Below are 23840 nucleotides of genomic sequence, written 5' to 3'. Positions count from 1 at the left end.
CATTCACTACACTTTTCTGAGGACACCGATGACCTTTCCCTGTATTAACACGTCCTTCGGGTCGACATAGATGGGTGGCATATCCTCATTGGCCGGCTGCAGGCGGACTCGCCCTGATTCCAGGTAAAATCGCTTAAGGGTAGCCTCCCCATCTCGTTTCAGCCAGGCGGCGACCATCTCCCCGTTCTCTGCGGTGGCCGCCTGCTGCATCAGCACCAGGTCTCCCTCTCCGATCAGGGCATCGATCATCGATGTTCCCTTCACCCTGAGGGCATAGACCCCCTCTTTGCCCCTGGTGAGCTCCTCGGTGAGCTCCAGGGACTCCAACTCCTCCGTGTTCCAGCTATCGGAGGTGGGCACGGGTATCGGTTCGCCGGCGGCGATGTGCCCGACGATAGGTACGCGCACGACTCGCCGCACCCCCAGCTCAATGCCGCGGGAAATCTCCCGGGCCCTTCGGATATGCCCCTCCCGCTCCAGAATCCTCAGGTTGTATTCCACCACCGATGTGGAGCTTATCTGGCACCCGCTCTGGATATCCCTGATGGTGGGCGGGTAACCCTGCTCATGTAGAAAGCGGTGGAGGAAATTTAGGATGCGAGACTGCTTGTCAGAAAGCTGTTTCATTCCTCTCTCCTCGAACACATGTTCTAAGAGATTAACACGGATAGGGGTTTTTGTCAACCCATCTTACTTGTCCAGCACATTCAGTGATGCATCACAGCAACCCGACTTTTCACAGTCATTGCCACGAAAATACCATTATCTGTCCGGATGAACCCTACACCCTTGTCATTCCCGCGCAGGCGGGAATCCAGGCCGATCGGTCACCGGGTTCCTGTTTCATAATCAGCGATGTTTTGTCATGAAACAAGGGATGCTGAAACAAGTTCAGCATGACAAGGTGGAGGAAATCAGCTATATAGGGGGATTCCCTCAGGATAGAGGGTATCGCTCTCAGGGGATGCGTTTCTTCAGTCGCCAGTGGCCTGGCTCAATCTTCCTGCCTGGTGCCGGCGGCGAGCGCCTGGTTAAGCTGCTTCATGAGGCGGGACTTGCGACGGGCGGCATTATTGGGGTGGAGCACCCCCTTTTGGGCTGCCTTGTCCAGAGCCTGTGCTGCATCCTTTACTGCTACCTGAGCGGCATCGAGATCGTTTTGTAGGATCAGCTTCCTTGCCTTGGTGACGGCGGTCTTCACCGAGCTGCGAACGGGTCTATTGCGCTGTGCATTTCTTTCAGCCACTTTTGCTGACTTCTCTGCTGATTTTTTATTGGTCAAGCTTCATACCTCCTATGTGTGTCGTGTCACGCTGAGCACCCCGCGCACACCCTCCAGCTTGGAGAAGAGCCGGCTTAACTGCTCGATACCTTTGGTCTGAAGGGTGAGTAATATCAAGGTGGTGTGGTCTTCGTGGTCGGCTACATTCGCCGCAGCTATGTTCACCCCCTCCTCGGCGACGAGGGCGGAAATATCCCGAAGTAGGCCCACCCGATTCAACGCCTCAATATGAACCGGCACGGAATGAAACTCTTCCCGAGGACCCCATTCCACCCCAATTAAGCGCTCCTTCTCATCTATGTGAGCTATATTAGGGCAGTCCCTGCGGTGGACGCTTATCCCCTTTGAGCGGCTTACATAGCCGATGATCTCCTCGCCGGGCAACGGATTGCAGCAGGGGGCGATGCGGGTCAACAGGTCCCCCACTCCCATCACCTGAACTGCTGGGGGAGCTCCCTGCTTGGGCGGCGCAACCTGGGGGAGCGGTTTCTCTTGCTGCACGGCGAGCTTGGTGGCAATTTGATGTGTGCTGATGTCACCATAGCCGATGGCGGCAAAGAAATCATCCACGCTGGCACGCTTGAACAGCTCGGCAAGCTCCACCTCGGATATGGATATTCCCAGCCGCCGCAGCTCCTTCTCCAGAAGTTCCCTGCCCCGCTGGATGTTCTCGCTGCGCTCCTGCTTCCTGAACCACTGCCTGACCTTTTCCCTGGCGTGTGATGTCTTGAGGTAGCCCAGGGCGGGGTTGAGCCAATCACGGCTCGGCCCCTTACCCCCCTTGGTAGACAGGATCTCCACGGTATCGCCATTTTGGAGATGGTAGGTCAGGGGGACCATTTTACCATTAACCTTTGCCCCAATGCAGCGATGACCCAGGTCGGTGTGGACCCGATAGGCGAAATCGAGGGGGGTGGAGGACGTGGGCAGGTCCTCTATATCCCCCGTGGGGGTATATACCAGAACGCGGTCGCCAAAGACATCGGCACTTATGGACTCAATGAACTCGGTGCCACCAACATCCTTGTACCAATCAAGGAGCTGACGTAGTACTGCCAGCCTCTCCTCAAACACCGCGTCCCCTTTCGTCCCCTCCTTATAGCGCCAGTGAGCGGCGATGCCATATTCGGCGACCTGGTGCATCTCATGGGTACGAATCTGTATCTCGAGGGGTGTAGTTCCCAGGCACATTACCGTAGTATGAAGCGCACGATATACCCTACCTCTAGGCTGTACGATGTAATCGTTAAACTCCTTGGGCAGTGGGCGCCAGAGGCTGTGTACCACCCCCAGGGCGCTATAGCAATCGGCCACCTCACTCACCAGGACTCGGAAACCCAAAAGGTCGTAGATATCGCTAAACTCCTTGCCCTGGGAGGCATACTTCTCCATCTTTCTATTTATGCCGTACATGTGCTTCGGCCTCCCCGTAACCTCTGCCTCTATCCCTGCCTTCCTCAACTCCTCCTTGAGTATTCTGGTTACCTGAGCTATATACCTCTCCCTCTCCCCCCGCTGGGAGGCGACGAATCTAACGATGTTACGGTATTTCTCAGGCTCCAGATAGCGGAAGGCTAGGTCCTCAAGCTGCCACTTTAGCTGCCAGATGCCCAGGCGATGGGCTACCGGGGCGTAGATCTCCATGGTCTCCTGGGCGATGGCACGCCGCTTCGAGGGGGGCGTCCGCTTCAGGAAGCGCATCTCGTGCAGCCGACAGGCAAGCCTGATAAACACCACCCGGATGTCCTCGGACATCGCCACCAGCATCTTTCGCAGGCTCTCGGCGTGGGTTTCGATATCGATGGTGCCCTTTTTGGGCTTGAGCTCCTCGGGCCATGAGACCTTGTCCAGTTTCGTCAGCCCTTCAACGAGCTTTGCCACATCGGGGCCAAACTCATCCTCTATCTGGGTCAGGGTTACCCCGCATCGCTGGGGCGCTTCATGAAGTAACGCCGCAGCGATACATTGCTCATCTAGCTGAAGCTCAGCGATGGTGCTCGCGGTGTTAAGGGCATGTTCCACATCCCCCTGGCATGCCCGGGAGATAAACTCGTAGGCATCCTCGATGAGCACCAGGGTCTCGCTGGCCAGATACTCCTGCGTCTTATCGATAAGCGCCCTGATATCGGTCTTCTTTGCCATGGCGTTACATCCGACTTTAGTATACCGCAGGTATGGCGGTTTAGCAATTATCTGTAACAACATGATAATATTCTTGACAAATACTTAATTATATGTTATAAATAATATAATAGTGTATAAAATAGTATAATATAGATTATGCAAAACTGCCCCGAAGGGAGGTGAAGAGCAGTGACAACTGCAGAGGCTATCAGAACCTTTGAGATTTTACTGGTGGAGGACAACCCCGGTGACGCACGCCTTGCAATTGAGGCGTTAAAGGACAGCGAGGCGCCCAACAACCTGCACACAGTGGGGGATGGCGAGGAGGCCATGGCCTTCTTGCACCGGGAGGGCAGGTATGCCGATGCGCTTCTTCCGGACCTCATCCTGCTGGATTTGAATCTGCCCAAGAAGGATGGCCGGGAGGTGCTGGCCGAGATAAAGGGGGATCCCGACCTCAGGCGCATCCCGGTGGTGATAATGACTATCTCAAATTCCGAGGAGGACATCCTCAATACCTACAACCTGCACGTCAACAGCTATATAACCAAGCCAATTGACCTGGAGAACTTTATGAACATGTTTAAGTCTCTCGAGGATTTCTGGCTTACCGTCGTTAGACTACCGTCGCGGTGAATGAAATGGAAAGTGAGAAGATCGAGGTCCTGCTTATCGAGGACAACCCAGGAGATGCCCGCCTGATACAGGAGATGCTGACCGAAGCGGGCGAAGCCTGGTTTCGAGTCGAGTATGCCGACCGGCTGTCCAGAGGGTTGGAGCACCTTAAAAATGGAGGAGTCGATGTGGTCTTGTTGGACCTTAGCCTGCCTGATGGCCAGGGGCTCGACGCATTCGAAAAGGTGCAGGCTCAGGTACCAGCAGTGCCGGTTGTGGTGCTGACCGGTTTCGATGATGAAACGCTTGCCGTCGAAGCAATACGTCACGGCGCACAGGACTATTTGGTCAAAGGAGACGTCGACAGCAAGGTGCTGTACCGTGCCGTGCGCTATTCTGTTGAGCGCAAGCGGGCGGTGGAGGATGCCAAGCGCTATAGCAAGCGGGTGGAGGCTCTCTATGCCGTTGCCCAGGCTGTAAGCCATTCCCTGAATATGGACGGAGCGCTGAACAATGCCCTGGATAGAGTGTATGAGGCGATGGAGGAAATCAGACGCTGCTCCGGAAACCAATTGGATCCCCAGTTAGTTGAAGCATTCCTCCAGGCCATTAATGAGGATAACCGGAAGGGCTAACAACGTGAACATAGATGAAATGTTGCGTGTTATGGTAGAGAAAGGGGCCTCGGACCTGCATCTGAGGGTGCCGAGTTCCCCTATTATTCGCATCGATGGTCATCTGATGCCTTTAGATGGATTAACCGCTATCACGCCCCAGGATATGAGGGAAGCCCTAGAGAATATAACCACCGAAACCCAGAGAGAGACTTTCCACGAAGAGCTCGAGCTGGATCTAGCCTACAGCATTCACGGTTTAGCCCGTTTCAGGGTCAATGCCTCCCTCCAGCGAGGGACAATAAACCTGGCCTTTCGTAAGATCCCGGTGAAAATACCCACTATCGATGAGCTGGGTCTTCCCGACGTTTGCAAGACGCTGGTGCTCAAGCCAAAGGGCCTGGTACTGGTAACCGGCCCCACTGGAAGCGGAAAGTCCACGACATTAGCCGCCATGATCGACCACCTGAACAAGAACGAAACACGAAACGTGATAACCATCGAGGACCCGATTGAGTACCTGCATAGCAACGACAAATGCATTATTGCCCAGCGGGAACTGGGGGACGATACCAAGTCCTTCGCCTCTGCGCTTAAACATGTGCTTCGCCAGGACCCTGACGTTATCCTTGTTGGAGAAATGCGGGACCTGGAAAGCATAGCTACGGCGGTCACGGCTGCTGAAACGGGCCACCTGGTATTGAGCACGTTGCATACTCCGAATGCACCTCAAACCATCGACCGCATAATTGATGTTTTTCCCCCGCACCAGCAGACACAAATTCGGACTCAGTTAGCCCTGGCTCTGGAAGGTGTGCTGTCGCAGATTCTATTGCCCAAAGCTAACGGTAGGGGCAGGGTAGCTGTCTTCGAGGTGATGCTCGCCACTGATGCTATCCGGAATCTGATAAGAGAGGGCAAGAGCGAACAGATTCCCACTTATATACAAACTAGTGGGCAATACGGCATGAATACCATGGATCAACACCTGGATGATCTTTCGAGGTCCGGTGTCATCACCTGGGAGGAAGCGTCCGTCAGGACCAACAGATCGTATAAACACCCTGCCGAAGTAGATAGACAGAGTGCTTCGCTAGGAGGCCCTTCTGTTAAGTATCGCGGATTTGAAAAGAGATAGGCTGTGAAGGATCTGGGATTGTGGGTAGGTCGGAGCATCTGCTCCGACCTCTGTCATTGCGAGCCGAACGTAAAACCACAACCCCCGTCGAAAAGCGCCGCATGCTGCCCTATGTCATTGCCACGAAAATAGAGCTTGGATATGTCTGGATGAACTCTACGCCCATGTCATTCCCGCGCAGGCGGGAATCCAGGCCCATCGGTCTCCGGGTTCCTGCTTCCGTAGTACTGACAGATAAAGCCGGAGCGAAAATGCAACATTATCATCCTCCGTGGTGCCGCTGGCGGTCGGAATGGCATAGGCGTTCGGGGACATATTGACCGCTTTTTCCTGAATATCACGCCATCAATCTCCACGTTGTCATGCTGAACTTATTTCAGCATCCCTTGTTTCATGGAAGGACATAAATAAGATTGCCACGTCCCCCGAGGCCGACAGGTCGGCCGACGCTTCGGCCTAAATCGTCCGATAAATCGGACTCTCGCAAGGCGGAGGGGTTCTCGCAATGACAGTTAAAAAGTCGGCCAGCGGTTCTATGACGCCAATGTCTTAAACACCGTAAAAAAGCACTTGACAAAAATACTTTACTATGGTATATTTTCGCAAAATAAAATTGAAATAATATTGTAATACAGAATATTTATGCAGGATATACCAAAAAATGTAGTGTCTTTCGCCATGCAAGAAGACACACTCTTCCGACAGACAAACCGAGCAGTTGAATATTAAGATAACAAATTCATGAGAATTGCCAGTATACAAATAGAATTGTGGGACAACTGAATATTTTAGTCCGGGAAAGGCAAACCGCGGGAGATCGCGGGGCGCAAAGCCACGGGTCCGAGGCTTTAAGGGCCAGGATAGCCGGGCTGCTGAAGGATATTATGGAGAGCCTTTCTCGATGGAGAAGGGTTTTTTTATATAAGGAAATGAGATATCTCAATATATCTTAAGAAGACTGTAACATGTCAACGAGAATTAATGGTCAAACCTACTACAGGACCCTGGAAGCCTGTAAGATAGCTGGCATAAGCCGAGCCACCTTCTTCCGTTGGCTGAAGGAGGGCATTGTCGAGGATATGGCCTCCAGAGATAGAAGGGGATGGAGACTATTCACTGAGGAGGATATCGAAAAGATGAGGGCTGAGGCCAACAGGGTCCATTTAGATACACGTCGATAGGTCATGCGTTGAGGAACTGGAAAAGTAAATGAAAGTGGATAGGGATTTTTAAATTCCTTCTGGACAAGATAAAGAGGAACAGGAACAGGAACATAGATTTTGGCCAATACCGGAGCGCAGTTTTGGAAGGGAGAGTCCAGCACAGGCTACATTTAGCCGGATGCGTCACCTATTTGAAATACGTCATGTTTCTCGTATGAAACCAGGTTCTAGCTCGATAGAGCGGAAACTCAAAACTTGATAAATGCTGACGAGTATGCTGGCACAGTTGAAGTGAAAGACCGGTTATTGTTGAAGCTAAACGCTTACATCACCAGAGCCAGGGGAGGTAAGCAACGAACCAATAACCCAGTTAACCATTTAACCAATTTGTGAGGCACAAGACGATGAAAAAGCAAAACGAGACTAAAGAACAGTTTGTACGTGAACTGGAGAAAACGCGAAAGAGGGTTTCCGAGTTGGAGCGGGCGGAGGAGGCGCTGAGGGAGAGCGAGGAGAAGCTGCGTGTAATATTTGAATCCATTACAGATGGAATTATAGTCAGTGATTTAGAGGGCCAAATAATAGACGAGAATGAGGCCGCAGTTCGTCTGCAAGGCTACAGTGATAGGGTAGAAGTTATTGGACGAACTGGCTTCGAATTCATTGCCGAAAAGGACCGCGCCAGGGCAATTGAGAACGCGATGAAGGCAGTGGAACAGGGGTATGGCCCTGCACATGAGTATATGTTTGTAGACAAAGACGGGAGAGAATATGATGCAGAGGCCAGCGCCTCTCTGCTGCTTGATAGCGCTGGAAATACAACGGGATTCATTAGTGTTTTTCGAGACATCACCGAGCGCAGGCGGGCGGAGGAGGAGCTCAGGGAGAGCGAGGAAAGATATCGAACGGTCCTTGAGACCATCGAAGAGGGCTACTATGAGGTTGACCTCGCCGGGAACCTCACCTTTTTCAATGATTCCTTGTGCGGGATTAATGGATATCCCCGTGATGAAATGATGGGAATGAATAACCGCCAGTATATGAGCGATGAGACGGCCAAGGTGGTGTATGAGACCTTTAACCGGGTCTACCGGACAGGGGAACCGGCCAGAGCATTCGGTTGGCAGGTTATCAGGAAAGACGGGACAAAGAGTTTCGTTGAGGCGTCCATATCCCTGATGAGCGGGCCCTCAGGTGAGCCGGTGGGGTTCCGTGGTATTATTCGTGACATCGCCGAGCGCGAGCGGGCGGAGCAGGCGCTTAAGGCGAGCGAGGAGAAGCTGCGTGCAATGTTTGAATCCATTACCGACGGGATTGTGGTTACCGATTTGCAGGGTATAATTTTAGACGTGAATGATGTAGTGGTTCGCATGTCCGGGCTAAGCAGGGAGGAGATTATCGGTAAAGACGGCTTTTCACTGATACCGAGTGAAGACCGGGATAAGGTAGTGGATCAAGGGAAGAAGATAGTTAGAGGGGAGACCGGCCCGGTAAGGATGGAGCATGAGATATCCCCCAAGGTTGGTAGCTCAAGTACCACCAATCTAATCCTCGGCACAATGCATGATAGCGAGGGAAATCCAACCGGGTTCGTTGCCATTGCCCAGGACTTTACCGAGCGCAAGAAGGCGGAGAATGCGCTCAGGGAGAGCGAGGCAAAGTACCGAGACCTGGTGGAGAGCATAAGCGATGTCATCTACTCAGTGGATGCGAACGGGGTAACTACATATATCAGCCCCGTAGTAGAATCAGTCCTGGGATACACTCCTTCAGAGTTAATCGGCAGCTCATTTGCCGATTTCATTTATCAGGAGGACCTGCAATCGGCCACAGAGGGTTTCATGAACACCCTCTCCGGAAATAGCGAGACAGGTGAGTTTCGGGTTGTGACCAAGTCAGGTGAAGTCCGCTGGGTGCGTTCCTCCAACCACCCCGTCTTCGAGGAAGACCGTGTAATCGGCGTTACTGGAGTGATAACCGACATCACCGAGCGCAAGCGGGCGGAGGAGGCGCTTAGGGAGTCAGAGGAAAAAATGCGCATTACATTTGAATCCATAGGCGATGCGGTTGCCGTCATCGACCTGGAGGGACGTTTTGTACAGGTGAATGAGGCAGCAGCCCGCATGTCCGGATACACCAAGGAAGAGCTAGTGGGACGAAATGTCCTTGAAACTATTATAGCTAAGAAAGATCGTGATAAGATCGTGTTGGACATGGCGCAGACACTGGGAGAGGGAGATGCCCTGGGGGTACGGTCGTATACGCTTGTAAACAGGGATGGCAGGGAATTTGAGAGCGAGTTTAGCACCGCCGTGCTGCGTGATAGCTCTAGAAATATCATCAATTTTGTTGGCGTCGCCCGGGACGTCACCGAGCGCAAGCGGGCGGAGGAGGAGCGTGAGAGCCTGCTTCACGAGCTGGAGCGCTCCAATGCCGAACTGCAACAGTTTGCCCATGTGGCCTCGCATGACCTGCAGGAGCCGCTGCGCATGGTGGCCAGTTACACCCAGCTACTGGAGAAGCGCTACAAGGGCAGTCTGGATGCCGATGCTGATGATTTCATCGCCTACGCTGTGGATGGTGCCAGGAGGATGCAGAACCTGATCCAGGGCCTGCTGTCCTATTCCCGCGTGGGTAGCCGCGGCAAGCCCTTTGAGCCGACTGAGTGTGAGTCCGTCTTTGAACAGGCGCTGGCCAATCTGAAACTGACCATTGATGAGAGCGGCGCCGGGGTGACCCATGACCCGCTGCCGCGGGTAATAGCCGACGAAACGCAGCTAATTCAGCTATTCCAGAACCTGCTGGCCAACGCCATCAAGTTTTGCGGGGAGGAGCAGCCGCGTATTCATGTCTCAGCCAAACAGGATTCAAATGAGTGTCTCTTCTCCGTCAGCGATAACGGCATTGGCATCAACCCCGAGTATTTCGACCGCATCTTCGTTATCTTCCAGCGCCTGCACGGGAGGGAAGAGTATCCCGGAACCGGCATTGGCCTGTCGGTTTGCAAGAGGATTGTGGAGCGTCACGGCGGGCGCATCTGGGTGGAGTCTCAGCCTGGAGAGGGCTCTACATTCCATTTCGCAATACCCAAAGGAGGTGAAGAGCAGTGACAACCGGAGAGGTTGGAAGACCCATTGATGTTTTGCTGGTGGAGGACAACCCCGGTGACGTACGCCTTGTCATCGAAGCGTTCAGAGGCAGCGAGGTGCTCCACAACCTGCACACAGTGGTGGATGGCGAGGAGGCCATGGCCTTCCTGCACCGGGAGGGCAGGTATGCCGATGCGCCTCTTCCCGACATCATCCTGCTGGATTTGAATATGCCGAAGAAGGATGGTCGGGAGGTGCTGGCCGAAATCAAGGGGGATACCGACCTCAGACGCATCCCGGTGGTGATTATGACAATCTCAAATACCGAGGAGGACATCCTCAATACCTACAACAATCACGGCAACAGCTATATCACCAAGCCGGTTGACCCGGAAAACTTTATGAACATGTTTAGGTCCATCGAGGATTTCTGGCTTAGGGTCGTCAGGCTGCCGTCGCGGTGAATGAAATGGAGAGTGAAAGGCTTTCAATCAGGGCAACGGGAGGGGGGGCGCAGGGCAATAAGAGACTACTGAAAAAAAGGTGCCCCGACCCCGATATATCGGGGGACGCTTCGGCCTATATTGGGGCCGGGGGTCTGGGGGTCATCATCCGGCTTGACCGGATGATCCAGGGATCATGCTGAACCAATTTCTGGATTGCCCGATCTCCGAGCAAAGCATCGGAGTCCGATATTTCATTCGGACGAGTCGGGCAATGACAGGTACGGTGGAAGTGCCCAAAATCAACGGAGAACTAAAGGATGAAAAAGCAATCCAGGGATAGCAACGGAGCAGGCGAAGAACCGATGTCCGGTACAATTCTCGTCGTTGAGGATGACCAGGGTTTATCACGTCTGATCCAGGGACGTCTAGAGCGCCTCAACTTTCATGTCGAAAGAGCCCTGAATGGTGCGCAGGCGATCGAATGGTTGGCTAGCAATCGGGCAGCACTGGCACTATTGGACTACGGTCTGCCAGACATGACCGGTGCCGAACTAATTAAAGCCCTTGCCGAAAATAAGTGCAGCGTTCCCTTCATCGTGGTCACTGGCCGAGGTGACGAAGTGCTAGCCGTGGAGATGATGAAGCTTGGGGCACGGGATTATATGGTGAAGGACTCCACATTTCTTGACCGGCTGCCCATAGCCGTTCAGCGAACGTTTGAACAGCTGGCAACTGAGCAGAAACTGGCCGAGGCGGTGGAGGAGCTTAAGGCGAGCGAGGAGAAGCTGCGGGTAATGTTTGAGTCCATTACCGATGGGATCGTGGTTACGGATTTACAGGGTAAAATTACGGACGCGAATGATGTAGTAGTTAACATGTCCGGGCTAGGCAGGGAGGAGATTATCGGTCGAGACGGCTTTTCACTGCTACCGCGCGAAGACCGGGATAAGGTAGTAGGTCAAGGGAAGAAGATAGTTAGAGGGGAGACCGGCCCGGTAAGGATGGAGCATGAGGTATCCCCTAATGTTGGTAGCTCAAGTACTACTAATCTAATCATCGGCACAATGCATGATAGCGACGGAAATCCCACCGGGTTCGTTGCCATTGCCCAGGACTTCACCGAGCGCAAGAGGGCGGAGGAGGAACTGAAAGAATCTGAGAAGAGGTTTGAGGATATAGCGCTGAGTTCAGCAGACTTGATTTGGGAAGTTGACGCCAATGGGAAATACGTTTTTACATCAGGGCGCGTTAAACAGATTCTTGGATATTCTCCCGAAGAACTTATTGGTAAAACCCCTTTTGAACTGATGCCGGAAGAAGAAGCGAAGCATATTGGTCAGATTTTCGAACAAATTGTAGCTAAAAAGGAAATGATCGTTGATTTAGAAAACTGGAATTTAACTAAAAACGGAGAGCTTGTTTACTTACTAACTAGCGGTGTGCCTCTATTAGATAACACAGGTTCTTTAATAGGTTACCGTGGCGTAGATAAAGACATCACAGAGCGCAAGCGGGCGGAGGAGGAGCGTGAGCGCCTGCTTCACGATCTGGAGCGCTCCAATGCCGAACTGGAACAGTTCGGCTATATAATATCACATGACCTGCAGGAGCCACTGCGCATGGTGGCCAGTTACACCCAGCTACTGGAGAAGCGCTACAAAGGCAGTCTGGATGCCGATGCGGAGGAGTTCATCGCCTACGCTGTGGATGGTTCCAAAAGGATGCAGAACATGATCCAGAGCCTGCTGTCCTATTCCCGCGTGGGTACCCGCGGCAAGCCCTTTGAGCCAACAGAGTGTGAGTCCGTCTTTAAACAGGCGCTGGATAATCTGAAAGTGACCATTGATGAGAGCGGCGCCGGGGTGACCCATGACCCGCTGCCGCGGGTAATGGCCGACGAAACGCAGATGATTCAGCTATTCCAGAACCTGCTGGGCAACGCCATCAAGTTTCGCGGGGAGGAGCAGCCGCGTATTCATGTCTCAGCCAAACAGGATTCAAATGAGTGCCTCTTCTCCGTCGGCGATAACGGCATTGGCATCAACCCAGAGTATTTCGACCGCATCTTCGTTATCTTCCAGCGCCTGCACGGGAGGGAAGAGTATCCCGGAACCGGCATTGGCCTGTCGGTTTGCAAGAGGATTGTGGAGCGTCACGGCGGGCGCATCTGGGTGGAGTCTCAGCCCGGGGAGGGCTCTACATTCCATTTCACAATACCCAAAGGAGGTGAAGAGCAGTGACAACCGGAGAGGCTATCAGAACTATTGGGATTTTGCTGGTGGAGGATAACCCCGGTGACGCTCGTTTGATACAGGAAATGCTGGCCGAACCGGGAAAGGCAGATTATCAACTTGAGCACGCCGACAGGCTGTCCCAGGGATTGGAGCGCTTACTAGAGGGAGGAATCGATGTGGTGCTCCTGGACCTTGGCCTGCCCGATAGCCAGGGGCTGGAAACACTGGGCAAGGTGCGCGCTCAGGCGTCGGCGGTGCCTATTATTGTGCTTACTGGTCTGGATGATGAGGTAACTGCCGTGGAAGCGGTGCGCCAGGGCGCACAGGATTACCTGGTCAAAGGCGATGTCGATAGCAAGCTGCTGTGGCGTGCCCTGCGCTATTCTATGGAGCGCAAACGGTCGGAGGAGGCACTGCGGAAGTCGGAGGAGAAAATGCGGCAACTTTTTAGGTCTGCCACCGATGGCATATTCACTCTTGACCTGAATGGCGCCTACACGGAACTCAATGACAAAATGCTGGAGATGCTCGGGGTTGGCTCCAAGGATGAGATCCTGGGGAAAAACTACTTTGAGTTTTTTAATGCAAGTGACATTAACACGGCGATAGTCGAAATGCAGAGAACTCTGGAGCATGGGACAGTCATGCATCTGGAATATACTTCCCTGAGAGCAGATTTTTCCGAATTTGATGCTGAATTAACTGGAGCATTGTTGAGGGATGCTTCTGACAATCCAGTTGGCTTCGTGGGAATCTTAAGGGATATCACCGAGCGCAAGAAAATTGAGACAATGAAAAGCGATTTTGTTTCCCTTGTTTCTCATCAATTGAAAACACCTGTGGTAGGAATAAAGCTGGGTATAGAAAACATGCTGGGGGGACTGACCGGTGAGTTGACCACCAAGCAAAAGCGGTATCTTCAGGAGATGTATGAGATTTGCTCCAGGAGTCACCGTTTAGTTACCGATTTGCTCAACGTATCAAGGATTGAGCGCGGGGTGTTATCGGTGGATATAGAGCCTGTCAAGCTGAGGGAAATTGTGGACCTGGCCCTACGAGATTACCAGAAGGATATCAAGAAGAAGGGATTAGCCCTGAAGCTTGAGGAAGTGGATGAAGGAATCGTTGTTCTTGCAGATGTGGATAAGATGGTTGAGGCACTGAGCAATGTCATCAATAATGCGGTGAAGTTCACCGGTAAAGGATCAATTACCATTAGGATTACTGATGAGATAACCATGGAAGGTAAATATGGGATTGTTGAGGTCAGGGATACCGGGACTGGAATGTCCGACAAAGTTCTAAACAATTTATTCACCAAAGAGAAAGTTCTTAACGGTCCCCCAATAGCAGGAGGCGGTGTGGGCATTGGTCTTTATATTGCAAAGAATTTTATGAAGGCACAGAAGGGGGATGTTACCGCAACCTCTGTTGTTGGCGAAGGAAGCACCTTTGTTTTAAGGGTTTCGAGAGAACGTCGTGGTCGATCTAAGTAGAAACATATGGGGTAAAAGTATATGACCACCACTGGTAACGAAGTGAATAGGGGAAGGATATTAATTATCGAAGATGAAAACGTTTTCAGGATGGTGTATCAGGATGCTCTTACCAATTATGGTTATAAGACTCTAACGGCTGAAGATGGCGAGAGTGGATGGCAAATGGCAAAAACAGAGAAGCCAGACCTGATCCTGCTGGATTTGAATCTGCCCAAACTTCATGGATTGGAAGTGTTGAAAAACATTCGTTATGACGATGAAATAAAAGCCATTCCTGTTATTATTCTATCAGTACTGGGTCAACGGGAGGACATTCGCAAAGGTCTGGATTTGGGAGCAAATGACTATCTGGTAAAAGGCTTTTACTCGCCACGCGAGGTATTAAGGAAGATTGACGCAATACTGGAACAGGCTGATATCAAAAAAGCCATTAGCTCATATAGACTTCTGGTGAAGGAAGCAAAGGCAGATGCAGTTAACTTGGGGAGAGATATCGGTCTAGCCGAGCAATTTAGTTGTCCTGACTGTTCAGAAGAATTAACTATGGAGCTTATGCCCGATTATACCCGGACCGAGGGGCACTGGTTCGTAGCGCATTTTGTGTGTCCGAAATGTCAGAGGTCGTTCTAGGCCGTGTTGGGTAATTGGCAATTCGTAATTGGTAATTGGTGGTTGTAGCCATATGTCATTCCGAGCTTGTGGCGGTTCAACCGAATATTACCGAAGGTAGAAAAATTGATGGACTGGAAGGTGCTTTTATTTACCAGGCATTGAAAATGCCGCTTTGGGAATAGAGACATGCGAGGTAAAAATATATGAGCACCACTGGTAACGAAGTGAATAAGGGAACGGTATTAGTTATCGAAGATGAAACCGTATTCAAGATGGTGTATGAGGATGCTCTCACCGATTATGGTTATAAGGTTCTAATGGCTGAAGATGCCGAGAGTGGACTGCAAATGGCAAAGACAGGGAAGCCGGACCTGATCCTGCTGGATTTAAAGCTGCCCAGAATTCATGGATTGGAAGTGTTGAAAAACATTCGTTGTGACGATGAAATAAAAGACATTCCTGTTATTATTCTAACCATATTGGGTCAATGGGAGGACATTCGCAAAGGTCTGCATTTGGGAGCAAATGACTATCTGCTAAAGGGTTTTTACTCGCCAAGCGAAGTAATGACAAAGATTGACACAATACTGGAACAGGCTGAGATCAGAAAAGCTATTAGCCCATGTAGAGTTCTGGTGAAGGAAGAAAAGGTAGATGCGACAAAGTTAGCGCACGGTATCGGTCTAACCGGGCCATTTAATTGTCCTGACTGTTCAGAAGAATTAGTTATGGAGCTTATGCCCGATTATAGCCGGACCGATGGGCACTGGTTCGTAGCGCATTTTGTATGCCCGAAATGTCAGAGGTCATTCTAGGCCGTGTTGGGTAATTGGCAATTAGAGATTAGTGATTGGCAATTGGTGAAATGCCCCTCAGCTTGCTGAGGGGTGATTCATTACTCGTTGTGTTTCCTCAGAACCGCTGGCCGACTTTTTAACTGTCATTGCCCTCCCTACACCGTACCCGTCATTGCCCGACTCGATCGGGCAATCCAGAAACTGGCTCAGTATGCTCCCTGGATCATCCGGTCAAGCCGGATGATGACCCCCAGACCCCCGGCCCCAATATAGGCCGAAGCGTTCCCCGACGTGTCGGGGGACGTGGCAATCTCAGTGTTATTCCGTCATGAAACGTGGGGATGCTGAAACAAGTTTAGCATGACAACCAGCACCAAAGTCGGTTGGCACCAAGTCATTGCCCTGTAATCTCCAAATGGTTCAAGCTATCCGCAACTGGCCAGTAAAACTTGATGTGCCGATTAGGATAATAATAAAGCAATTTGCTTAATTATGCTTAAAAGGTATTGACAAAGTATACTATAAGTTATATAATATACGGATTTAGTATAATAATATATAAAATAATATGCTATATAGAGCAAAAAATTATGGTGTTATGAATTAAATGGTTGCCAGCTTCGGGGAACGGTGGCGACCAAAATTAGCCGGGGAAGGGGGTGTTGAACCTAAATTAAAAGATCATTTAAAACTGGGGGAAATTGTTTTACGGAGGCGTAGAAGCGTAGCCTGTTAGATGGTTGCTGGGGCTTCGCGGAGCCAATAGCAAAACCGACCGTAAGGGTCGGTTTTTATTGTATATAGGGGGTGAGAGATGAAAGCGATGAATAAAAGGGTAGTCATGAGGCCTATCATAGCGGTGGAGCTGCTGGTGATAGTGCTGCTGGCTGGCGTCGGTGTCGCCTATGCCTTTACGGTGAATACCGTAACGCCGGGCACCGAGCCCTGGGCGGGAGAGGCGACGATTTCGGAATCCGGTGATTTGTCGGTGACCGACTATGAGTTAGTTTACAATGGTGAGCTAACCGAGGTAACACAGGTAAAGGTCACGGTGAATAATACCGATACTTCCAATCATACGGCGGATATCGATGTCGCCATTCTCGATGGCACTAGCACGCTCCAGGCCAGCGGGACGGCAGCTGACGAGACTATTACTGCATCAACCACTACCGAGGTTACTGTAAGTCTCGGCAGCAATGTTGCCCTGGTAGATGTAGACGAGCTGAAAATAATAGTAACCGATGAGGGCTAAGGTAATCGATAGCTGTAGGGTTATCATTGGCTGAGGGGGTGCCGATTTGCGGTGCCCCTTCAGCCCCCTGAGTTGATTTCGCCGGTGGGAGCGATCTGATGGGTAAATCGAGAAGCTATAAGGATCCAGCGATGAGGGATTCCAAGGGAATCAGCATCGCCATAGTCCCCTTGATTGTAATTGCAGTGGCGATAATAGGTTATGGCTACCTAATTGGGGGCGTGATTAAATGGGGGGATTATATTCTGGTGGCGGTTATTGCCGGGGCTGCGGTCCTCGGCGCCGGCATCACAATTTTCGCTTCAAGCAAGCCCGCGGTGTGTCAGATCAGGAGCAAAATCACCAATGCGGACTCCATCATGGTGAATGATTACCGCCTGGCTTACGCTACTAAGAGAAGCAAGGGGAAAGCTATAGAGGCCATTAGCAAGGTGAGCGGTGTCATCGTAAAGGTTACCAATGGTGATACCTGCCCCCATAAAGTAGCTGTAGATGTCGACATAAATGATGAACCCGTCAACCGCGTCATTCGGTATGTGGATATCGACCCCGACGCCACTGTGTATGTTGCCGTGCCCCTGCCCCGGAAGTTCCCGCTTGAGGATATAGACTCGCTGAGCATAGCGCTGAATCAAAACGGTGATCGGGCTAATGGCTTATGAAAAACCTTTTTACCAGGATATTCCCTCTCCTTGCTCTAGCGCTGCTATTTGCTCTTACCAGCAGCGGTAATGTGTATGCCCTCAGCTCTCACGAATTGCTCCCAAAGAGGCTATCGAACTTCAATCGCTCCTTCGGCCTGTGGGTAGTAACCACTGAGTCAGAGTTTAATGATGGCGTTCTCAATAATGTCGATACCTCCTCGAGCCCTGGGGATGTAAAGCTTGAAATGCCTGAGGACTGGTATGATGCTTCCTGGAGCCGGCGGGCACCGGTAACCATAAGTAACTCTGGCTCTGCCCTCACCGAATATCAGGTCAGGGTTGATGTAAACTACGACGATGACATGCAGTCCGACTTCGATGATATTCGCTTCACCGAGGGCAATGGTACCACCTTGCTCTCATATTGGCTGGAGAGTTACAGTGTGAGCACCTCTGCGGTGTTCTGGGTCAACGTGTCTTCTGTCCCTGCTGGCGACTCCACCATCTATATGTATTATGGGAATCCGAGCGTTAGCACTACGAGCAATGGAACGAACACCTTTGTCTTCTTTGATGATTTTTCCGGGGACTTAAGCAAGTGGACTATTCACATCGATACCGACGTTGCGATTAGCTCCAGTGTCGGTAATCCCGCTCCCTGCCTGGAAATCAGTGGAGGCACAACAAGCTCTCCCTATGGATTTGCCGCTATCGGCTCAGATGCGACCTACACCGGATTTCAGGACGGGGTAATTGAGGCTGATATTTATCCAGACACAAATGCCCTTCCGGAAATTATATTCCGCGGGAATTATCCTGCAAATACTGGATATAAAGGAAGGTGGGATTGTCGCTCTGGGGATGAAACGCCGTGGCTGAAGCCCCCGTACAGCGGGTGGGGAACTTTTGGTACATCGGTGCCAAGATTTGGTATCGCAGGTCAGTGGCAAGAAGCCAAACTGGTGATAAGTGGCTCCACGTTTGAGATATACAACGATGGCAGCCTTAAGTCCACGGCAACCGACACAAGCTATTCGGGACCAGGTGAGATTGGCTTGGCAAACCATTACGGGGCATATTGCAGATTTGACAATGTCAGGGTTCGCAAATACGCTGACCCAGCGCCGACCACCAGTGTAGGCTCGGAGGAAATTCTCTATTATCCCGTTTCTAACTGGTATGATGCTTCCTGGAGCCGGCGGGCCCCGGTAACCATAAGTAACTCGGGCTCTGCCCTGACTGATTATCAGGTCAGGGTTGATGTAACCTACGATGCTGACATGCAGTCCAACTTCGATGACATCCGCTTCACTGCAAGCGATGGTACCACTTTACTCTCGTATTGGACGGAAAGTTATACTTCAAACACGTCGGCGGTGTTCTGGGTCAAAGTGTCCTCCATCCCTTCGGGAAGTATAAGGATTTACATGTACTATGGTAATTCTGAGGCGAGCGCTGCTACCAATTTTGATAACACGTTCACCAAGGATTTTGGTGAGTCTGGATTGGTAGGATTGTGGCACATGGACGAAGGATCTGGGACAAATGTTTCAGACAGTTCTGGACAGGGAAATCATGGAACGATTACTAATGGAGACAATGATGAGTGGGTAGCTTCAGATGGCGGTTATTGGGATGGCAGAACTGATGTACGCTTCTCCAATGGCGACTCCCTCGATCTTGATGGTAGTGATGATTATATCCAAACCACAAGCGGTGAGTCGAAAACAGCCACCCATTTCACTTGGGAATGTTGGTTCAAGACACATACAACAACAGGTGCACATCATTTATTATGGGAAGGCCCGTCAGCCGAAAACGGATGGGGCGCTGGTGCTAGTGGACATCACGAAGCTCACATAAATGTTGGTGCCTATGATGCGGATAACATAGTGGGAGGCTTTTATGGAACCAATGAAGATGCATCAGAACCAAACGTTATAAGGATAGATGCTTCTTTCTCAGATACAACCAATTGGCATCATGTGGCTTTTATAGTAACGAATGCTGGTTCATCACCATCAGGAGAACTGTTCTTAGATGGGGTTTCTGTGGGAAACGATACAGGAGACCAAACCGCTAGGACAGATTGGGACACCAATCTGAGAATCGGAAGGCCAGGTGCTAGCCAGAGATATTTCGATGGCATGATTGACGAGGTCCGCATCTACAATAGGGCTTTGAGTGCGGATGAAATCAAGTGTCATTATGAGAGGCGCAAATACGCCGACCCGGAGCCGGGCGCCAGCGTGGAGGCGGAAGAGGCTTACTCCCCGAGCACCATTGCCTCCAATGTCTATGATACCTCTGAAGTGAATGCTGGCTGGGACCTGCTGGGATGGGACAAAACGCTTCTCTCGGGTACCGACATAAGCTTTGAGGTTAGGGCATCGGATACCATATTCCTAAAAGGTAATGGCACACCGGCGTGGCAGGATGCCTCTGTCCTGCCAACGGGGAGGTATCAGCAGTGGCGGGCAACTCTGACAACTACAGATAGCGCCAATACCCCCGTTTTACATGAGGTGTGGGATTTGTATTCCTGGTAAAGCTTTCTTGTGCACCCTTTACAACCCCTTTACCCTAGTGTATGCTAGCCAGTTAAGAGGGGACTTTTGTATAAGGCACCGAGAGGAACAGCGGATGTACTGCCCGCGGAACAGGCTTACTTCAGATACGTGGAGGAGCGGGCAGCCGAGATTTGCCAGCGTTATGGCTACGTACGCATCGATACCCCGGTCTTCGAGGATTCCCGCCTTTTTATTCGTACCATCGGCCCGGGCACGGACATCGTGGAGAAGGAGACCTACAGCTTTTACGATCGCAGTGGTCACATGATGACCCTGCGCCCCGAGGGCACTGCCCCGATATGTCGTGCTTACCTGGAGCATGGTATGCATAACCTGCCCCTGCCGGTAAGGCTCTATTACTTTGCCTCCATCTTCAGATACGAGCGGCCCCAGAAGGGTAGATACCGGCAGCATCGGCAGTTTGGCTATGAGGCGCTGGGCGAGGGCGACCCCGCCTTGGATGCCGAGGTAATCGAGATGGCGCGGTGCTTCTTCAAGTCACTCGGATTGCGCAGGCTTTCCATGCAGGTAAACAGCATCGGTTGCAAGAAGTGCCGCCCTGTCTATCTAAAGAAGCTCAAGGGGTATTACTCCCAGTATATCGACCAGCTGTGCCCCGAGTGTAAAACAAGGTATGGCAAGAATCCGATACGCCTGCTTGACTGTAAGAAGCCCTCATGTCAGGGTGCAGCCAACGGTGCTCCTAAAAGCACAGCGTCCCTGTGCCCCGAATGCAGAGAACATTTCAAAGATGTGTTAGGGCATCTCCGTCTTGTGAAGATCCCCTTCAAGCAGAACCATCGTCTGGTGCGGGGCCTGGATTACTATACAAGGACTGTCTTCGAGGTCCAGCCTCAGGGTGACGGGGGTGCACAGAGTGCCCTGGGTGGCGGTGGTCGCTACGATGACCTCATCGAGGAGCTGGGGGGCAAGCCCACACCGGCCATCGGCTTCGCTGCGGGGATAGAGCGGACCGTGCTCAATCTGAAGGAGCATGACATCACCCTGCCGGCACCCAAAGCGCAGGGGATATACATTGCCTACGTGGGGGATAAGGCGAAAGAAGAGGCGGTTAAGCTGACTGCCCGGTTGCGCGGTGCCGGCCTACCGGTCTACCGGAGCTTTGGTCAAAAGAGTCTGAAGGCCCAGATGCGTCAGGCGAATGCCTCAGGGGCAGACCAGGCCTTCATATTTGGAGAGGATGAGATTAAAAACGGCAAGGTGGTCTACCGGGACATGGTGGAGGGGGAGCAGTGGGAGGTTTCGGTGGATGAGGTGATTGCCCTGCTAACGCAGGTTTAACAAATAGCTCGGTTGTGGTACAATATAAATGACCCCCTTCGGGGTTTTTTTACTAAAAAAGGATGAAGTAGCGGTGATAAAATTAGGTAAGGAAAAGCGAGCGGAGTATGGGGGGGAGTTTCACGGTAAAGAAGGTATATAAACTGGCCAAGCCAGTCATCTGCCATAGCGCTGAGATAGGCGAGGCACATTCTGAGCCATGTCTGGTAAATATAGATTGGGAAGGGCCTCCCTCCGAAGGCAAGCATGAATTTTGGTTTCCCTATTTGGATCACAATCGCAGGGAAGGAACGCTATGGTCAATATGCTCCCATGAGCGGGGAGGGTTCTCTGCTCGAGCTGCTACAAGAGGCGATAGGACAGGATTTTTTATTGCGATTATGTCAGGCAATTGAGGTGAAGAGGGCGAGAAATGCAGGAGAGACTGGAAACCCTGGAAAATCGTTATGAGGAGCTGAACCGGCTCATGGCCCAGCCCGGAGTTATCGCCGATATGGAGCGCCTGCATGGTCTGGCTAAGGAGCAGGCAGGGATTGGCGACCTGGTGGCCAAATATAGGGATTATAAGAAGACGTCTCGGGATCTTGAAGAGACACGCGCCATGCTGGAAAAGGGCATGGACGATGAGATGGCGGCACTGGTGCGGGAAGAGCTGGCAAGCCTCGAAGCGCGCCTTGAGAGCCTGACCGGGGAACTGGAGGAAGCCCTTACCCCCAAGGATGCCTATGCTGAGAAGGATGTCATTGTGGAGGTTCGCGCTGGTGCCGGTGGTGAGGAGGCCGCCCTCTTTGCCGCAGATTTGCTCCGGATGTACACCCGATACGCTGAAACCAGGGGTTGGCAGGTGGATGTGATCGACAGTAGCCAGAGCGGCGTTGGTGGGTTTAAGGAGGTCATATTCGAGGTCAAGGGGAAGGGCGCCTATAGCAGGCTCAAGTACGAGCGAGGTGTGCACCGGGTGCAGCGGGTGCCGGTCACCGAGTCAAGCGGTCGCATTCATACCTCCACCGCTACCGTCGCCGTCATGCCCGAGGCTGAGGACGTGGAGGTGAATATCAAACCCGATGACCTCAGGGTGGACATCTTCTGCAGCGGGGGTCATGGGGGGCAGAACGTGAACAAGGTAGCCACTGCGGTGCGCATCACCCATCTACCTACCGGGATTATGGCCATCTGTCAGGATGAGCGCTCCCAGTCCAGGAACAAGACGAGGGCAATGGCGGTGCTGCGGGCTCGCGTCTTCGACCAGGAGCAAAGAAGACATTTTGAGGAGATCGCCAGAGAGCGACGCTCTCAGGTTGGTACCGGGGATCGCTCCGAGAAGATTCGTACCTACAATTTCCCCCAGGGAAGAGTAACCGACCACCGCATCGGGCTCAACCTTCACAACCTGGAAAGCATCCTTGGTGGGGAGATCGACTCCCTCATCGACCATCTGGCTTCGCACGATCGGGCGAATCGGCTGGAGGAGGCGTGACCACAACCATAAAGAAGGCCCGCCACCAGGCTTCGCAAACCCTGGCCGCTCACGCTATCGATGATGCCCTATTGGAAGCAGAGCTGCTTCTCATGCACCTTTTAGGCGTCGACCGCGCTCACCTCTATGTCCGACTTGAGGATGAACTCCTACCCGATGATGAGCATGCCCTTGACCGGCTGATAGATCGTCGCCTCTCTCGTGAGCCTATGTCCTATATTACCGGTCACCGGGAGTTTTTCGGCCAGGACTTCCACGTAGCCCCCGGGGTGCTAATCCCCAGGGCGGAGAGTGAGCTCCTGGTGGAGGAGGCACTCGATTTGGTGGAGCGCCATCGCCCGGATAGTCTACACTGCTCCCAGGGGTTTGAAGGGGTTGAAACGTCAGGGGAAGAACTGCCAGCCGGGCATAAACTGGCGACGCTGGAAAAATTCCAGAAGATCGCGGATATCGGAACTGGCTGTGGGGCCATCGCCATCTCCCTGGCACTGCGCCTGCCGTGGGCGACAGTCTATGCCACCGACATCTCACCGCGCGCATTGGAGATTGCGGCGATCAATTGCGAGCGGCATAGGGTTCAGGTCCATCTCCTGGAGGGTGACCTGCTGGATCCCCTTCCTGAGCCGGTGGATATCATCATCGCCAACCTGCCCTATGTTAGGGACGAGGAACTGGGGGAGCTCGGCGCAGAGATAAGGATATACGAGCCTAGAGTGGCCCTCGCCGGGGGTCGAGATGGGCTGGATAAGGTGCGTCAGCTGCTGGCTGATGCGCCCCAGAAGCTTCGCCCCGGGGGCGTAATCCTTCTCGAGATCGCGCCCCCTCAGGGGCCGGCGCTGACCTCATGGGTAAAGGGCCTCTTCCCCGAGGCTTGGATAGAGCTCCTCGCCGACCTCGGTGGCGCAGCTCGGGTATTGAAGGTAGTGTTGACAGGGCATCGAGTACAGATATAAGCTATCGACGTGGAAGGAAGGTTTAA

At 52.2% G+C, this 23840-nt stretch carries 20 protein-coding genes and 2 riboswitches; of the genes, 17 read left to right on the top strand and 3 right to left on the bottom strand.

Annotation, left to right across the window (positions count from 1 at the left end):
• Positions 1 to 6: 6 nt before the first annotated feature.
• The 3 genes from lexA to VMX96_03785 form a co-directional block, all read right to left on the bottom strand.
• Positions 7 to 627, bottom strand: coding sequence for a transcriptional repressor LexA (lexA, locus tag VMX96_03795; GenBank protein HUU63026.1), 621 nt, complete (start codon positions 625 to 627; stop codon positions 7 to 9).
• A gap of 367 nt (positions 628 to 994) precedes the next feature.
• The gene (gene rpsT / locus VMX96_03790) at positions 995 to 1282 is read right to left on the bottom strand and encodes a 30S ribosomal protein S20 (GenBank protein HUU63025.1); all 288 of its coding nucleotides are present in this window, start codon (positions 1280 to 1282) and stop codon (positions 995 to 997) included.
• A gap of 12 nt (positions 1283 to 1294) precedes the next feature.
• Complete coding sequence (locus tag VMX96_03785; GenBank protein HUU63024.1) at positions 1295 to 3424, bottom strand: bifunctional (p)ppGpp synthetase/guanosine-3',5'-bis(diphosphate) 3'-pyrophosphohydrolase; 2130 nt, start codon at positions 3422 to 3424, stop codon at positions 1295 to 1297.
• Positions 3425 to 3595: 171 nt separating this feature from the next.
• Between VMX96_03785 and VMX96_03780 the strand changes: the two genes are divergently transcribed.
• From VMX96_03780 to prmC, 17 genes are all read left to right on the top strand, one after another.
• Positions 3596 to 4042 carry a response regulator gene (locus VMX96_03780; GenBank protein ID HUU63023.1) on the top strand — a complete coding sequence of 149 codons (447 nt, stop codon included), beginning with the start codon at positions 3596 to 3598 and terminating at the stop codon, positions 4040 to 4042.
• A gap of 5 nt (positions 4043 to 4047) precedes the next feature.
• The gene (locus tag VMX96_03775; protein ID HUU63022.1) at positions 4048 to 4656 is read left to right on the top strand and encodes a response regulator; all 609 of its coding nucleotides are present in this window, start codon (positions 4048 to 4050) and stop codon (positions 4654 to 4656) included.
• A gap of 4 nt (positions 4657 to 4660) precedes the next feature.
• Positions 4661 to 5773, top strand: coding sequence for a type IV pilus twitching motility protein PilT (locus tag VMX96_03770; protein ID HUU63021.1), 1113 nt, complete (start codon positions 4661 to 4663; stop codon positions 5771 to 5773).
• A 791-nt stretch (positions 5774 to 6564) separates the two neighbouring features.
• A riboswitch (cyclic di-GMP riboswitch) is annotated at positions 6565 to 6650 on the top strand.
• A gap of 88 nt (positions 6651 to 6738) precedes the next feature.
• A complete protein-coding gene (locus tag VMX96_03765; protein ID HUU63020.1) occupies positions 6739 to 6954 on the top strand; it encodes a MerR family transcriptional regulator in 216 nt (71 codons plus the stop codon).
• A gap of 386 nt (positions 6955 to 7340) precedes the next feature.
• The gene (locus tag VMX96_03760; protein ID HUU63019.1) at positions 7341 to 10046 is read left to right on the top strand and encodes a PAS domain S-box protein; all 2706 of its coding nucleotides are present in this window, start codon (positions 7341 to 7343) and stop codon (positions 10044 to 10046) included.
• Positions 10043 to 10489: a response regulator gene (locus tag VMX96_03755; protein ID HUU63018.1), complete on the top strand. Its 447-nt coding sequence runs from the start codon at positions 10043 to 10045 to the stop codon at positions 10487 to 10489. Before VMX96_03760 ends, VMX96_03755 begins: the two co-directional genes overlap by 4 nt.
• A gap of 5 nt (positions 10490 to 10494) precedes the next feature.
• Positions 10495 to 10671, top strand: a complete 177-nt coding sequence (locus VMX96_03750) for a hypothetical protein (GenBank protein ID HUU63017.1) — start codon at positions 10495 to 10497, stop codon at positions 10669 to 10671.
• 117 nt (positions 10672 to 10788) lie between these two features.
• Complete coding sequence (locus VMX96_03745) at positions 10789 to 12711, top strand: PAS domain S-box protein (protein HUU63016.1); 1923 nt, start codon at positions 10789 to 10791, stop codon at positions 12709 to 12711.
• Positions 12708 to 14201, top strand: a complete 1494-nt coding sequence (locus VMX96_03740; GenBank protein HUU63015.1) for a response regulator — start codon at positions 12708 to 12710, stop codon at positions 14199 to 14201. The genes VMX96_03745 and VMX96_03740 overlap by 4 nt, the downstream gene beginning before the upstream one ends.
• A gap of 21 nt (positions 14202 to 14222) precedes the next feature.
• On the top strand, positions 14223 to 14834 hold the full coding sequence (locus VMX96_03735; protein ID HUU63014.1) for a response regulator: 612 nt from the start codon (positions 14223 to 14225) through the stop codon (positions 14832 to 14834).
• Positions 14835 to 15019: 185 nt separating this feature from the next.
• Entirely contained in the window at positions 15020 to 15631 is a 612-nt protein-coding gene (locus VMX96_03730) for a response regulator (protein HUU63013.1), read from the top strand.
• Positions 15632 to 16314: 683 nt separating this feature from the next.
• Positions 16315 to 16399, top strand: a riboswitch (cyclic di-GMP riboswitch).
• Positions 16400 to 16427: 28 nt separating this feature from the next.
• Positions 16428 to 16868 carry a hypothetical protein gene (locus tag VMX96_03725; protein HUU63012.1) on the top strand — a complete coding sequence of 147 codons (441 nt, stop codon included), beginning with the start codon at positions 16428 to 16430 and terminating at the stop codon, positions 16866 to 16868.
• Positions 16869 to 16966: 98 nt separating this feature from the next.
• The gene (locus tag VMX96_03720; protein ID HUU63011.1) at positions 16967 to 17530 is read left to right on the top strand and encodes a hypothetical protein; all 564 of its coding nucleotides are present in this window, start codon (positions 16967 to 16969) and stop codon (positions 17528 to 17530) included.
• Positions 17527 to 20061: a DUF2341 domain-containing protein gene (locus VMX96_03715; protein HUU63010.1), complete on the top strand. Its 2535-nt coding sequence runs from the start codon at positions 17527 to 17529 to the stop codon at positions 20059 to 20061. The genes VMX96_03720 and VMX96_03715 overlap by 4 nt, the downstream gene beginning before the upstream one ends.
• Before the next feature lie 66 nt (positions 20062 to 20127).
• The gene (gene hisS / locus VMX96_03710) at positions 20128 to 21384 is read left to right on the top strand and encodes a histidine--tRNA ligase (GenBank protein ID HUU63009.1); all 1257 of its coding nucleotides are present in this window, start codon (positions 20128 to 20130) and stop codon (positions 21382 to 21384) included.
• A 412-nt stretch (positions 21385 to 21796) separates the two neighbouring features.
• A complete protein-coding gene (prfA, locus tag VMX96_03705; GenBank protein ID HUU63008.1) occupies positions 21797 to 22861 on the top strand; it encodes a peptide chain release factor 1 in 1065 nt (354 codons plus the stop codon).
• Entirely contained in the window at positions 22858 to 23814 is a 957-nt protein-coding gene (prmC, locus tag VMX96_03700) for a peptide chain release factor N(5)-glutamine methyltransferase (GenBank protein ID HUU63007.1), read from the top strand. The genes prfA and prmC overlap by 4 nt, the downstream gene beginning before the upstream one ends.
• Positions 23815 to 23840 lie beyond the last annotated feature (26 nt).

This window comes from Dehalococcoidia bacterium (assembly GCA_035528575.1).
In the GTDB taxonomy this organism is placed as follows: Bacteria; Chloroflexota; Dehalococcoidia; order E44-bin15; family E44-bin15; genus DATKYK01.
Note: the sequence above shows the minus strand (reverse complement) of the source record. Positions and strands in the feature narration are given on the sequence as shown.

What these genes read in the sequence shown, in the direction of transcription:
- lexA (HUU63026.1), bottom strand. Translation starts at nt 627, where the DNA reads ATGAAACAGCTTTCTGACAAGCAGTCTCGCATCCTAAATTTCCTCCAC.
- VMX96_03785 (HUU63024.1), bottom strand. Translation starts at nt 3,424, where the DNA reads ATGGCAAAGAAGACCGATATCAGGGCGCTTATCGATAAGACGCAGGAG.
- VMX96_03775 (HUU63022.1), top strand. Translation starts at nt 4,048, where the DNA reads ATGGAAAGTGAGAAGATCGAGGTCCTGCTTATCGAGGACAACCCAGGA.
- VMX96_03765 (HUU63020.1), top strand. Translation starts at nt 6,739, where the DNA reads ATGTCAACGAGAATTAATGGTCAAACCTACTACAGGACCCTGGAAGCC.
- VMX96_03760 (HUU63019.1), top strand. Translation starts at nt 7,341, where the DNA reads ATGAAAAAGCAAAACGAGACTAAAGAACAGTTTGTACGTGAACTGGAG.
- VMX96_03750 (HUU63017.1), top strand. Translation starts at nt 10,495, where the DNA reads ATGGAGAGTGAAAGGCTTTCAATCAGGGCAACGGGAGGGGGGGCGCAG.
- VMX96_03745 (HUU63016.1), top strand. Translation starts at nt 10,789, where the DNA reads ATGAAAAAGCAATCCAGGGATAGCAACGGAGCAGGCGAAGAACCGATG.
- VMX96_03735 (HUU63014.1), top strand. Translation starts at nt 14,223, where the DNA reads ATGACCACCACTGGTAACGAAGTGAATAGGGGAAGGATATTAATTATC.
- VMX96_03730 (HUU63013.1), top strand. Translation starts at nt 15,020, where the DNA reads ATGAGCACCACTGGTAACGAAGTGAATAAGGGAACGGTATTAGTTATC.
- VMX96_03725 (HUU63012.1), top strand. Translation starts at nt 16,428, where the DNA reads ATGAAAGCGATGAATAAAAGGGTAGTCATGAGGCCTATCATAGCGGTG.
- VMX96_03720 (HUU63011.1), top strand. Translation starts at nt 16,967, where the DNA reads ATGGGTAAATCGAGAAGCTATAAGGATCCAGCGATGAGGGATTCCAAG.
- VMX96_03715 (HUU63010.1), top strand. Translation starts at nt 17,527, where the DNA reads ATGAAAAACCTTTTTACCAGGATATTCCCTCTCCTTGCTCTAGCGCTG.
- prfA (HUU63008.1), top strand. Translation starts at nt 21,797, where the DNA reads ATGCAGGAGAGACTGGAAACCCTGGAAAATCGTTATGAGGAGCTGAAC.